This window comes from Nocardia sp. NPDC050718 (assembly GCF_040654235.1).
GTDB lineage: Bacteria > Actinomycetota > Actinomycetes > Mycobacteriales > Mycobacteriaceae > Nocardia.
On the sequence record NZ_JBFAHQ010000005.1, the window covers coordinates 215,710 to 227,897 of the forward strand.

The following is a 12,188-nucleotide window of genomic DNA, read 5'->3' on the forward strand; positions in this document are numbered from 1 at the left end:
CCAACCTTCACGAAGAGACCGATCCGCACGGTGGTACCGACGGCCCGTGGCCGCCTCGGCGCCGAAGGAGGGGGCAATCGTGAGCACACTCGGTGTCGAACCCGATCAACTGAAATCGCTGGCGACGACGTGGCGGCAGGAGGCCGACACGGTCGGCACGCTCGCCTGGTCGGCCATGGGCGAGGCCACCGGCGAGGGCAGCGATGTCCTCGCCACCGTCCGCGCCATGACCGACCCCGCGCAGCAGGCGATGTCCTCGATCTCGACCAGATACACCACCCTGGCCGACCTGATCGACAAGTTCTCCGCCGACATCCAGGCGAAGGACGCCGAGATCGCGGGCGAGATCGGGAAGCTGGGTTCCCGCTGATGCGCCCGACCCTCCCCCAGCTCGACGGCTGGAACCTCGACGGCCTGCACCGCGCCGCCGACGCCGCGCGCGCCAGTGCCGATGTCGTGTCCACCTCGGTCGACGACTGCTCGCGCGCCATTGCCACGGCCGGCGGCTGGCACGGCCGGACCAGGGACGCGGCGGGCAGCCGGATCGACGAGGAAGTCGACCACGGCTACGAAGTACGCACCGTGCTGCTGCGGATCGCCGACGACGCCGAAGACGCGTACCAGGGCCTGAAGCACGCCCGCACCTACGTCCTCGACCAGCGAACCTCGGCCGTTGGCCAGGGTTTCCAGGTCGAGCCCGACGGCCGGGTCTCGCACTCCGATCCCGAGAAGGAGGGCGCGGCGGGCGTCTTCCAGCTGAACCTGTTCGGCGGCCTGGACGAAATCGAGCGCCTGGACAGCCAGTTCGGTACCCGGCTGAAGGAATCGCTGGCCGACCTGACCGCGATCCGCGACGGCCAGCCCGACATCACCCTCGCCGACGGCACCGTCCGCGACCCCGATGCCGTGGCGATCCAGCTGGCCGCGATGTCGGACGACGAGCGCGCGACCTTCCTGGCCGGGCTGAGCCCCGAGGCGCAACGTCAGCTGGTGATCGCCGCGCCGGAGAAACTCGGCAATCTCAACGGCGTGCCGTTCGCCCTGCGGATCGAGGCCAACGAGATCAACATCCGCAACGCGCTGACGACGGAGAAGGCGAAACCGGATCCCGACGAATCACGGGTCAAGCAGTTGGAGGCGATGCTCGCGCCGATCCCGAATCCCGAAGGCACCGGCACGCTCACCGCTGCCGCCGCCGCGACCGGCGACAACGCGACGCCCCGGCTCGACATGGTCGACCGCAAGTTCGTCATGTTCAGCACCGAGGGCAACGGCCGGATGATCGAGATGCTCGGCTCGATGAAGGCGGGCTCACCCGGTGTCGGCGTGTACGTTCCCGGCACCTCGACCAACCTGAACGGGTCCGGTTCCAATCACGTCGCCGCGTGGAATCTCGCCGACCAGACCGGCAGCCCCGTCTTCCTCTATATGGAAGGCGATTTCCCACAGAGTCTGACCAGCCTCTCCGACGGTGCGCCGAGCCCCCGGTTCGCCGCCGACATGGCACCGAAGCTGGTGGAGTTCGGTCAGGAGATCGACCGGGAGGTGGCCGCGAGCACCCCCGGCACTCCGGTGACCTACGTCGGCCACTCCTACGGCGGTTCGATCGTCGGCTCCGCCGAGCAGCTCGGTCTGCGCGCGGATCGCGCCTTGCACGCCTCCTCCGCGGGGACCGGCGTATTCGACACCGGCTGGAACAACCCGAACCCGAACGTGCAGCGGTACTCGATGACGGCGCCGGGCGATCTGATCGGGGTGGTGCAGTCGTATCCCGAAGGGGGACTGAATATTCCGGGCGGAATCCATCTCCCCGGCAATCCGCACGCGTCCGAGGCGCTGGGTGGGGATCCGGACGAGGTGCCTGGCGTCATTCGCCTGGACACCGGCTTCTACAGCGATACTTCCCGGGAGCACGCGGACGAGGTGGTGTTCGGAGCTGAGGGCCACGGCGACTACTGGGACGATCCGGGGTCCACCGCGTTCGAGAACATCGTCGGCGTCATCAAGGGCACCGAGGCCACCGGATATGTCGAGCGTGGGATCGAAACGGATTACGTCGATATCGGATTGGGCGACAACGGCAACGGCAGCAAAGAAGGCTTCGATGCCGCGAAAGCAGCAGCAGCCGGCCGTGCTGCCGGGGCGCTCGGCCTCGAGATCGACCCCTACGCGAACCCACGTATCACGGACAACCCCGAACTCGGCCCGAAGATCGATATCTCATGAAATCGATGACGCTTGCCGCTCTCGCGATCGTGACGGTCACCCTCGCCGGATGTTCCGGCTGGATTCACGAAGGTCCAACCAATCAACAGGTCAAGGACACCACCGGTTTGACCGTGGCCGCCGCACGCCCCATCGTCGCGGACAATTTCGAGCTCATCTGGCCTAGGCCGATCACCGTCGAGCCGGACAAGGTCGATCTGGGGGCAGGTTGCCGGACCGACCCGAACTCGCTGCGTTCGGAAGGCCCGCCCTGGCACCCCAGGTACGAAAGGCAGGAGGTCAATCCCTCGCAGGAATTCATCGACCGCGCCATGGCGAATCTCGAGGCGATGACCGCCCGCGGCTTCACCCTCGTGCCCAGCCAGAATCCCTCCGAAGACCCGGTGAGCAGGTACTACCGGGACTCTCGCGGGTTCTCGGTGGCGTCGTCGCGGACGCGGGTCGGCAAGAACAACGAGGAGGTGCGGTTCATCATGGCCTCCACCTCCCCGTGCGCGGCGGAGTGACGGCCGACCGGCCGGGCACCGCACCGCGCGCCATCGGACGACCCGGCAGTGCGATCGAGGTTCGGACTAGACTCTGCACAGCCGTCATCGCTCGGGCACGAGCGCACAGCTGTCTACACCAGGAGGGGATGGTCGACATGACAGTGGGAGGCCATGCGTGGAAGGCCGTCGGCATCGCCGCCATCGGGCTGGTGGTCGCCGGTTGCGGAGACAGCGGAGGGGGAACGGCCGCGCCGACGACGACCGCGGTGAGCGTGGCGGCGAGCCCGACTTCGGTGGATGCCGAGGCGAAGGTGTGGGATCCGTGTTCGCTGCCGGATTCGGCGATCGATGCGGCCGGGCTGAAGGCCGGTAGCAAAGAATCAGGAGCCGCGGGCGTCGACTTCACCGGATGGAAAGTCTGCAACTGGAACGATCAGGGCCGGAAATACGGTCTCGCTGTCATGTCGTCGGAGCGTTCTTTGGCCGAAGTCAGGCAGCGAACCGACTACAGCGAGTGGAACACACTCACCATCGGCTCACGTGCGGCGCTCGAGTTCCGTCCGGTGGGCGCCATCCACGATCAAACCTGCTTCGTTGCCGTCGAGGTACCTGCCGGAACAGTTGTCTTCAAGGTGCAGAACCGGTACAGCGCAGTCGGAGCGCTCCCTCCGTGCAGCGAAGCCCAGCGCGTTAGCGGGGCACTGGCCCAGTACCTTCCTACGGTGTGAGGGGGCGCACATGCCACTAGGCATCAATCCAACCGAGTGGAAGCAGCTACTCTCCCAGGCAAATTCGGGAGAGTTGGCTCTAGATCCTGAGGTCGGCCGAGACCTGGACAGGGTCTGCGACGACCACCTCGATCGGCTCGAAGAGGTGCTGGGAAAGATCGGCACCGTGAGCTTCATCTCCGGTTTCGGCACCCTCAACTCGGGTGTCACTCTGGAGAAGAAGTTCTCCCTCACCGCCTCGGGGAGCGACCGAGCGTTGGATACGGTGATCCAGCAGCACATCGAAGCAGTCCAGACCGCGAAAGAGGTTGTCGCCAAAGCGATTGCCAACTTCGTCGCCCAGGACGGCGCCCTCGCCACCGAGATCTCCGCGACAGGAGAACCGCAGTGACCTACGACGAGTACAAGAGCAGGGTCATCGCCGCGCAGCAGCAGTGGAACGACGAGCGCACCCGCATCTACGACCGGCAGCAGCAGGGCAACTACGCCACGATCTTCGGCGGCGACACCCAGCCCCCGCACATCACCACGCCCGACAGCTACGACAGCATGTCGCTCGCGCAGATGCAGGCCGCGGTGGCGGCGATGAAGCCGAAACTCGTCGACGACGCGGTGACGGCGTGGGCCAATATCGGGATGAACCTGATGGGGACGTTCTACAAGTTCAATCAGGAGTTCGCCCGCACCGTCACCGGCGCGAACGGGCACAGCGGGTGGACGGGCGCCGCCGCGTCGGCGGCGGTGACCGCGGTGAACAACTATGCGGAGCAGTCGATTCCGCTGTCTCAGGCGGCGACGGCGATCAGCCTGAAACTGTCCGAGATGCGGACCGGGATCGAGGAGACCCAGGCGCTCATGCCGGGTCTGACCGCGCGGGAGTCGGTCACCGGCAAGACCCTGCCCGGCGACGGGGTGATGAAGGTCGACGAGCACAACCAGAAGGAAGCCGAGGACGAGGGTCGCCGGATCCTGCGCACCGTCTACGGTCAGGTGGCCGTCCAGACCGACAACGGTGTCCCCTTTCTGCCCTCCGCGCCGACGATCACCAGCGGGACCGGTGACACCGGCGTGACGGGCGGCAACGGCGGCACGAATACCGGTGGGACCCAAGGCGGGACCACGACCGACGGTGCGACCACCGACGGCACGGTGCCGGAGACGCCGGGCGAGGGCACCTCCCCCGAGGACACCGACACCTCGTCGTCGACCACGCCGTCGTCCACCGACGCCGGGTCGACCACGGCGCAGAGCACCACGCCGCAGTCCACCACGGGGAACACCACAACCCCGGGTTCGACCACCCCGGGAACGACGACCGCTCCCGGGACGACGACCCCGGGCACGACCACGCCGGGAACAGGTCGCCCCACCGGCACCGGGCGCGGTTCGGGCGGTTCACCCGGCGGCGGGTCGCCGTCGACGCCGGGAACGGGTCGCAGTACTCCCGGTAGCCAGTCCCCCGCCGCCGCGGCCGCCGCGGCGGGTCGCGCGGGTGCGGCGACCGGGGCGCGCGGTGCGGCGGGCATGGGCGGGATGGGTGCGCCGGGCGCGGGTCGCGGCGGATCCGACGACGAACGGACGAAGGGCGTCCCCGACTACCTGATCACCCAGGAAAACGGCGAACTACTGATCGGCACGGACGGGCTCCGGACCGTGCCCCCGGTGATCGGCGGAGACAGCGACAGTGCAGCGGGCTGAATTCACCGGCATCGAGTTCGAGATCCTGTGGTCGGGTTACGGTCGGGACCGGCTGCCCTACCCGTTGCAGTACCGCACCGACATCACCGACTTCGACGAGTTGAAGCGGCACCGGGAGGCGGCGGTCGAGAAGCTGCTCGGCAAGTACGACCCCGCCGTCGAATACGCTCTGGCCGTGCTGCTCGAACCCGAGGCCAGGGTCGAATCCAAAGGCTATGTCGGGCAGGACGACTCGAATGTCGTGCGCTTCCACGGCGCGATCCGCGGCCGCGCGGGCGCGACCCTGACGCAGGCCCGCGGTCCGGCCGAGGACATCGGCGGTGACGTCGTCATGACGTACTGCACCGCCGATCAGGTCGCCGCCCTCGCGGTCGCGGCCCTGCCCCGCGCGAAGGCGGGGACCAAGCCGCCGGTGGAGGTCCGGCGCGAACAGCTCGCCGCCGAAGAGGAACACTTCGAATACCGGGCGGGCCAGCTCAGCTCCGCCGACCAGCTCAATCGCGTCTTCCGCCGCAAACGCCACGCCTTCGGCGAGATCTCCGCCTTCTCCGGACCCGCCGTGGACGCCCGGCCCGGTCCCGGCCGCACTTTCTGGTGGATGGACTACGACGACGGCCGCTACTACGTGAAAACCGGCGATCCGATCATCGCCGAACCGCTGCCCACCGACCGGATGATCGCCGGCATCCGTCGCATGCTCGCCCGGGCCCAGCGCTACCACCAGGAATTCGGCGAGCCCGACGAACGCCTCGCCTGAGCGCCGTCACCACCCACCGTCGAACAGTGCTCGCAGCGCGGGCAGCGGTTCCGCGACCGTCGTCGTATTCGCCACGGCGACAACGACGAACACCACGGCCAACCCCATCGCGAGCAACCCGAGCCCGGCGAGCACCGCCCGCTCCCCCGACGACTTCCCCGCCCGCCGTGTCCACAGCACCATGGTCGCGATGCCGAAGCCCACCGCGACCACGGACGAAATCACCACCATCGCCACGTGATAGCGCGTGAAGTCGTCGATCATCACCTCGAGCGCGGGCGAAGAACCCGCCTCGGCCGACACCGCCAACTGCCGATTCACCTCCGCCAAGGTCCCGGCCAATTCGGGCCCGACGGGATCGTCGAACAGCATCGGCAAGACCGACGCGTAGGGCGCCACCGCGCCTTGCGCATTCGCCATCACCGCGAGCAGGGCGAGGACCGCGAACAGCGTGACCACCGCGCCGGCCGTGCCGAGCGCGAGCCGACGCACCCACCCCGCATCGCTGTCCCGCCCGACGGCATCCCACAGCACCGCGGCCAGCACCGCCAGCACCCCCAGCAGCACAACGGCGATCAGCCCTTTGACCAGGTGGTACCGAAACCAGTACTCGACCACGTCGTTCAGCGCGGGCGAGAACTCCCCGTCCCCGGAACTCCAGTACCCGGCGAAGGCCACCCGCAGCGCCCGTCGCAGCTCTCCTTCACTGCCGATCCCGCCCTCGGATCCCCATCCCGCCACGATCCCCGGAACGAGCACGAACGCGATGCCGAGCAACACCGCCATCCCGCCGAGCCCCGCGACCCCACGCCCGGACAACCGCATCCCGCGCGGCGCCACCACCACACCACCCACGACGATTCCTCCGATCAGAATCGGCAACTACGACACCGTCGGTCGCCTTCCCCGATGCTAGCGAGACGTTTCCGGCGCGCGGGAGATCGCGATAGAATTCGGGGTTCGTAGAGGTCGACTCCTGACCGGAGAACACTGTGACCGAAGCCGACTACATCGTCGTGGGAGCGGGGAGCGCGGGCTGTGCGGTCGCGCGCAGGCTCGCCGACAGCGGCGCGGCCGTGGTGCTGATCGAGGCGGGTACGGCCGATGACAAGGGCTGGGCGAAGGCGCTGTTCCGGATTCCCGGCGCGATCAATGTCATGCACTCGACGCCGCAGCTGAAGAAGCTGTTCGACTGGGGCGACAAGTCGACACCGCAGCACCATGCGCTCGACCGCCGGATTCCCATGACGCACGGCCGGGTGCTCGGCGGGTCGAGCTCGGTCAACGGCATGCTCTTCGTCCGGGGTAACCGGCAGAACTTCGACGACTGGGCCGCCGAAGGCTGTCGCGGGTGGGCCTACGAGGACGTGCTGCCGTACTTCCAGCGGATGGAGGACTGGGAGGGCGGCGCGAACGCATGGCGTGGGGCGGGCGGTCCGATCAAGGTCACCCGCCAGCACGGCATCACCGACGCGGCACGTGCCTTCATGGACGCCACCGTGGCACGCCTGGGTGTGCCGGAGATCGACGACTACAACGGGGCGAGTCAGGAAGGTGTCGCGGTCTTCCAGCAGAGCGCCGCGCACGGTGTGCGGTACTCCGCGGCCAAGGGCTACCTACACGAGGACCCGGTGCCCAATCTCGTCGTGCTCACGGAGACAACGGTGACGCGGATCGTCGTCGACGGCTCGCGGGCGACGGGGGTGGAGATCCTGGTCGACGGCGGTACGCGGGTGATCGGGGCGTCGCGCGAGGTCATCGTCTCGGCGGGCACGTTCGGGTCGCCGCAGATTCTGCAACTGTCGGGGGTCGGCCCCGCCGCGCACCTGGCCGAGCACGGTATCGCGGTCGTCGCGGATCTGCCGGTGGGCGACAACCTGCACGACCATCTGTTCGTCCCGCTCTCCTTCCGGATGCGGTCGGCGTTGCGCAAGCCGACAGCGCCCTATTTCCTGCGCGGATTGGCGGCCGAGCAGCTCCGTCCGGGATCGTCGTGGGCGGCCGGTTCCTCGTTCGAGTCCGTCGCCTTCGTGCGCACCTCGCACGCGCGCGAGATCCCCGACCTGCAACTGCTCAGTTTGTACTGGGTGTATCCGTCACCGAATCAGGACTCCGACAAGCGCGTCGTCCCGGCTACCAAGAAGCCGGGTCAGAGCGTCTTCCCCGCGCTCATCTACCCCGAGAGCCGGGGCACCGTCCGCTTGGCCTCGGCCGATCCGAGGGCAGCGCCACTCATCGATCCGGCCTATCTGACGGCGCCCGCGGACACCGAGGTGCTCCTGGAAGGCATCGACATGGTCCGCGCGATCATGGCGGGAACCGGCGACAACCAGGGCGAGATCATCCCGGGCGCGGACTTCACCGACCCGGCCGCGATGCGCGCGGAACTACCGAACCGCATCCACACCGTCTACCACCCGGTCGGCACGGTCCGCATGGGTGTCGACGACCGCGCGGTCGTGGATCCCGACCTCCGCGTACGCGGCATCGACGGCCTCCGCGTCGCCGACGCCTCGATCATGCCCAGCGTGACCGGCGGCAACACCAACGCCCCCACGATCATGATCGGCGAGAAATGCGCCGCCCTGATCCTGAACGGCTGAGACGGCTGAAGTTCCGGACTAGTCGCGCTTCGCATAGGGAAGCGCGATCTTCGCCGACTTCATCATGTCCTCGTACGACGTCTGTAGACCGTGCATCGTTCGAGTCAATTCGCCGAGGACGAAGGTGGCCTCCTCGATGTCGCCGGTGTTCAGGAGGTCTTTCAGTTCGGCGAGGGTCTCGTTCAGGACGCTGAGCGTGTCACCCTGAACGAGCAGACCGGGAAACTTGCGTCCGAACCATCTGAGCAGCGCGTAGTCGCCGCGTGTGGCCATCGCTTCGATGCTCGTGTCGGCTATCAGTTCGCACAGGCCATCGGTAGTTCGAGGAAGGTAGAGCGACTTCGCCGCAGCCTGGAGCCGCTCGAAATACGCACGAGTGATCTGGTGTTCGTCCTCGTACAGCGACGAACACAGAGTGTCGAAGGCGATTCCGTACTCGCCCGCCCCGACCAACTCCCGAATGTCGTCACAGATCGCGGACGAGGTGATCGGTGAATCGTCGACCAACCCGAGCAACATCGTGTCGTCTTCGTTCATCAGACCACCAAGGAATCGAGGAGGGAGGGTGCGGGGGATGCCATCGCGTGGGCCGATGCGGGTCGGTTCCGGTCCGCACTCATGACTTCCCCCCTCGGACTCCGCTTTCTTCGCCACCGTAGCCAAGTCGATCCCGGCGTGCCACGGCTGCATCGACGTGCGGACCGCTGACACGGCGATGCTCCGCACGAAAGTCGTTCGTGCGGAGCATCTTCGCGAGGAATCTCAGGCGGGAACGGCGACCGGTGCCGGGGTGGCCTCCGGGGTGGCCGAGGAGCGCAGTGCGCCGACGCCGAGCAGGGCGAGACCGGCCGCCGACCAGGTGAGCAGCACCGCGAGCGGAGCCAGCGCGCCCGCGCCGTCGAAGTAGGCGACCGAGCGGAGCAGCGACGCGGCCGCGCCGGGCGGGCACAGCTGGCCGATGGCGCCCCAGGGCTGCGGCAGGAGTTCGGGGGCGGAGGTGGCGGCCGAGAACGGGTTGCCGATGAGGAGCATGAGCAGCGCGCCGAGGCCGATACCGGGGCGGCCGATGGCGGCGGCCAGGCCGACGATGGTGGCGGAGACCGCGAAGGCGGCCAGGCCGGCGATCGCGGCGAGTTCCAGGTAGGAGCCGGGGACGATCGAGAGCCAGGTGTGGAAGACCAGGGTGCTGAGCAGACCACCGGCGACGCCGAACGTGAGCAGGCCGGCGAGGCGGCCGCCGAGGCTCGGGATCAGCAGGGTGAGCAGGACACCCGCCGCGATGCCGGACATCACCAGCGGCAGCACCATCGAGCCGAAGCCCGCGCCACGCGGGTCGTCGGGGTCGGTGGCGACGACGTCCTGGACCGGCGCGGCGGGGGCACCGCTGAGCTGCTGGGCCAGGGCGGTGAGCTGCTGGGCGACCGCGGGTGAGGCGGCCGAGGCGACCAGGACCTGCGGCGCGCCCTCGCCGGTGACGACGGCGCCGTAGATCTCGTTGTCGGTGAGCGCCGTCCGGGCGGCGGCACCGTCGGCGAGGGTGGTGATCTCGAAGGCGTCGGGACTGCGCTGCTGCAACTGCTGGGTGACCTGCGCGGACTGCGGGCCGGTGACGGCGATGGGCAGATCGCGCGGGGCGAGGTTGACGGCGGGCCAGGCGAAGGCGATCAGGAGCAGCGCCTGCAGCAGGGTGGCTGCGAGGCCGAGAGCCACTGCTCGTCGGGTGATCGACATGACATTCTCCCTTAAAAGCGAATGTTCGTTCTTTTTGGTGGCTTCACGGTCCCACCAGCGGGGCATCCTTGTCAAGAACGGATATTCGTTTTATTTTTGACCCATGCCCCGAGTCAGCGAAGAACACCTGGAGCGCCGCCGGAAACAGATCCTCGAGGCCGCGCAGCGATGCTTCACCCGCAAGGGCTTCCACGAGACGTCGATGCAGGACGTGTTCGCCGAGTCCGGACTGTCCGCGGGGGCGGTCTACCGCTATTTCGCCAGCAAGAACGACATTATCTTCGCGCTGATCGTGGAGACGATGACCCCGTTGCGCGGCCGGATGGCCGAGATCATCCGCAGCGAGACCCCGCCGACGCCCGCCGAGGTGGTGCGCATGGTGACCGCCGAGGTGATCGAACGTGGCGGGCCGGACGGTCCCCTCCGGCTGGCGCCGCAGGCCTGGGCGCTGGCGATGGTCCAGCCCGAAGCGAGCGTTCCGGTGCGCCACGCGATCGCGTCCATGCGTGATCTGTGGCGCGAGTACGCGGTGCGGATGCGGGACCTGGGCTGGATCGCGCCCGACGCCGACGTGGACGCGCTGGCCAAGGCGATCATCGGGGTGCTGCCCGGTTTCATGCTGCAGCACCTGCTGCTCGGCGACGCCGACCCGGACACCTTCGCCCGTGGCATCGACGTGCTGATGACGATCGAACCGGGCGGTGCGGGTTAGAAAGCTCACTGTTACGCACGCGGTCGAGCGGGTAGGTTCGGGTGCGGTGCCGGTCGGGGTCGAGCGCCGAAAACACCGAACAACGATTCGACCAGGGAGTTTCCTGTGGCATTTCACCGACGAACCCTTCGATCGCGCGGGATCGCCGTCCTGGCGGCCGCGGCCGTGCTGCCGCTGGCCCTCGCGGGCACCGCCCAGGCACGCAAGATCGGCGACTTCGAGGTGGGCGGCGCCATCGAGATCGAATACGACCAGGCGGGCGGCGCCGCGCTCGGTGACCCCACCTCCCCCGAATCCGACGCCGCGGCGGGCGGCAAGTACCAGACCTTCGCCAACAACGCGGCGATCTACTGGCACCCCGACACCAACGCCAACACCGTCGCCGGGCAGATCCGCGACAAGTTCGCCGAGCTCGGCAACGAGGGCGGCAAGCTCGGCTACCCGGTCACCCGCGAGGAGTCGACCCCGGGTGGCAGCGGCCGCTACAACCACTTCCAGAAGGGCTCGATCTACTGGTCCGTCGGTACCGGCGCGCACCAGATCAGCGGCCCGATCCGGGACAAGTGGGCCGCGCTCGGCTGGGAGTCCAGCCCGCTGGGCTTCCCACTCAGCGACGTCTCCAAGGCGGGCAAGGGCGACGGCCAGTTCTCGCTGTTCCCGACCGGCGCCATCTACTGGTCCTCGACGACCGGCGCGCACGCGGTGTGGGGCAGCATCCAGGCCGACTGGATCCGCGCCGGTTCCGAAGGCGGCCGCTACGGCTACCCGACCAGCGACGAATACGACTACCAGGGCGGCAAGGCCCAGGATTTCCAGGGCGGCAAGATCACTTGGAAGCCCTCGAACTGACGCCTACGGCGCGAGCAGGCCCTGCCTGGCCCTGCTCGCGCCGGTCAGCGTGAGCAGCAGCATGGTGGTGAGGGCCTGATCGTCGAGACCCTCGGCCGGGAACGTGTAGCGCAGGATGACATCGCCCAGCTTGCCGCGCCCGATCAGGGTGACCGAGCCGAACTGGATCTCGTTGTTGCGCTCGGCGACGCGCTTGTGCAGCTGCGGCTTGAGCGGCCGATCCCAGGCCAGCACGCTGGTCAGTGACAGCACCGTGAGGCCGGGCGCGAGGGTGACGGCGCGGATCGAGCACAGCGCGCCGTCGTATTCGAAGCCGAGCGAGCCGTCGGCGTCGACGCGGATATCGATGTCCTGCATCTGCAGGCAGGCGCCGGTGCGCGCCTGCAGGTCCAGTTC

The 12,188-nt window shown here is 68.3% G+C and carries 14 protein-coding genes; 10 read left to right on the top strand and 4 right to left on the bottom strand.

The window, feature by feature from the left end; genetic code table 11:
* Positions 1-79 precede the first annotated feature (79 nt).
* The 7 genes from AB0H54_RS23710 to AB0H54_RS23740 all read left to right on the top strand — a co-directional run bounded on the left by AB0H54_RS23710 (position 80) and on the right by AB0H54_RS23740 (position 5,897).
* Positions 80-370, top strand: coding sequence for a type VII secretion target (locus AB0H54_RS23710; protein WP_357347914.1), 291 nt, complete (start codon positions 80-82; stop codon positions 368-370).
* A complete protein-coding gene (locus tag AB0H54_RS23715) occupies positions 370-2,226 on the top strand; it encodes a hypothetical protein (RefSeq protein ID WP_357347916.1) in 1,857 nt (618 codons plus the stop codon). Before AB0H54_RS23710 ends, AB0H54_RS23715 begins: the two co-directional genes overlap by 1 nt.
* The gene (locus tag AB0H54_RS23720; protein WP_357347918.1) at positions 2,223-2,732 is read left to right on the top strand and encodes a hypothetical protein; all 510 of its coding nucleotides are present in this window, start codon (positions 2,223-2,225) and stop codon (positions 2,730-2,732) included. Before AB0H54_RS23715 ends, AB0H54_RS23720 begins: the two co-directional genes overlap by 4 nt.
* Before the next feature lie 128 nt (positions 2,733-2,860).
* Entirely contained in the window at positions 2,861-3,442 is a 582-nt protein-coding gene (locus tag AB0H54_RS23725; RefSeq protein WP_357347920.1) for a DUF3558 domain-containing protein, read from the top strand.
* 10 nt (positions 3,443-3,452) lie between these two features.
* Positions 3,453-3,833 (top strand): hypothetical protein, encoded by a 381-nt coding sequence (locus AB0H54_RS23730; RefSeq protein ID WP_357347922.1) that lies wholly within the window; start codon positions 3,453-3,455, stop codon positions 3,831-3,833.
* The gene (locus AB0H54_RS23735; RefSeq protein ID WP_357347924.1) at positions 3,830-5,140 is read left to right on the top strand and encodes a hypothetical protein; all 1,311 of its coding nucleotides are present in this window, start codon (positions 3,830-3,832) and stop codon (positions 5,138-5,140) included. Before AB0H54_RS23730 ends, AB0H54_RS23735 begins: the two co-directional genes overlap by 4 nt.
* Complete coding sequence (locus AB0H54_RS23740; RefSeq protein ID WP_355278765.1) at positions 5,127-5,897, top strand: ESX secretion-associated protein EspG; 771 nt, start codon at positions 5,127-5,129, stop codon at positions 5,895-5,897. Before AB0H54_RS23735 ends, AB0H54_RS23740 begins: the two co-directional genes overlap by 14 nt.
* Before the next feature lie 6 nt (positions 5,898-5,903).
* Here the strand turns inward: AB0H54_RS23740 and AB0H54_RS23745 are convergent, their stop codons facing one another.
* Positions 5,904-6,752, bottom strand: a complete 849-nt coding sequence (locus AB0H54_RS23745) for a hypothetical protein (RefSeq protein WP_357347926.1) — start codon at positions 6,750-6,752, stop codon at positions 5,904-5,906.
* Positions 6,753-6,889: 137 nt separating this feature from the next.
* Here AB0H54_RS23745 and AB0H54_RS23750 point away from each other — a divergent pair, with 137 nt between their 5' ends.
* Positions 6,890-8,500, top strand: coding sequence for a GMC family oxidoreductase N-terminal domain-containing protein (locus tag AB0H54_RS23750; RefSeq protein ID WP_357347928.1), 1,611 nt, complete (start codon positions 6,890-6,892; stop codon positions 8,498-8,500).
* Between the two features lie 18 nt (positions 8,501-8,518).
* On the opposite strand, the gene AB0H54_RS23755 is transcribed toward AB0H54_RS23750, so the two are convergent.
* Complete coding sequence (locus tag AB0H54_RS23755; RefSeq protein WP_357347930.1) at positions 8,519-9,226, bottom strand: MafI family immunity protein; 708 nt, start codon at positions 9,224-9,226, stop codon at positions 8,519-8,521.
* 36 nt (positions 9,227-9,262) lie between these two features.
* Positions 9,263-10,231 carry a hypothetical protein gene (locus AB0H54_RS23760; protein ID WP_357347932.1) on the bottom strand — a complete coding sequence of 323 codons (969 nt, stop codon included), beginning with the start codon at positions 10,229-10,231 and terminating at the stop codon, positions 9,263-9,265.
* A gap of 103 nt (positions 10,232-10,334) precedes the next feature.
* Between AB0H54_RS23760 and AB0H54_RS23765 the strand changes: the two genes are divergently transcribed.
* Together AB0H54_RS23765 and AB0H54_RS23770 are read left to right on the top strand one after the other, a co-directional pair.
* Positions 10,335-10,943 (top strand): TetR/AcrR family transcriptional regulator, encoded by a 609-nt coding sequence (locus AB0H54_RS23765; RefSeq protein ID WP_355278751.1) that lies wholly within the window; start codon positions 10,335-10,337, stop codon positions 10,941-10,943.
* 105 nt (positions 10,944-11,048) lie between these two features.
* Positions 11,049-11,792: a hypothetical protein gene (locus AB0H54_RS23770; protein ID WP_357347935.1), complete on the top strand. Its 744-nt coding sequence runs from the start codon at positions 11,049-11,051 to the stop codon at positions 11,790-11,792.
* Between the two features lie 3 nt (positions 11,793-11,795).
* Here AB0H54_RS23770 and AB0H54_RS23775 read toward each other — a convergent pair whose 3' ends face one another.
* Positions 11,796-12,149 (bottom strand): YbjN domain-containing protein, encoded by a 354-nt coding sequence (locus tag AB0H54_RS23775; protein ID WP_355279261.1) that lies wholly within the window; start codon positions 12,147-12,149, stop codon positions 11,796-11,798.
* Between the last annotated feature and the right edge of the window lie 39 nt (positions 12,150-12,188).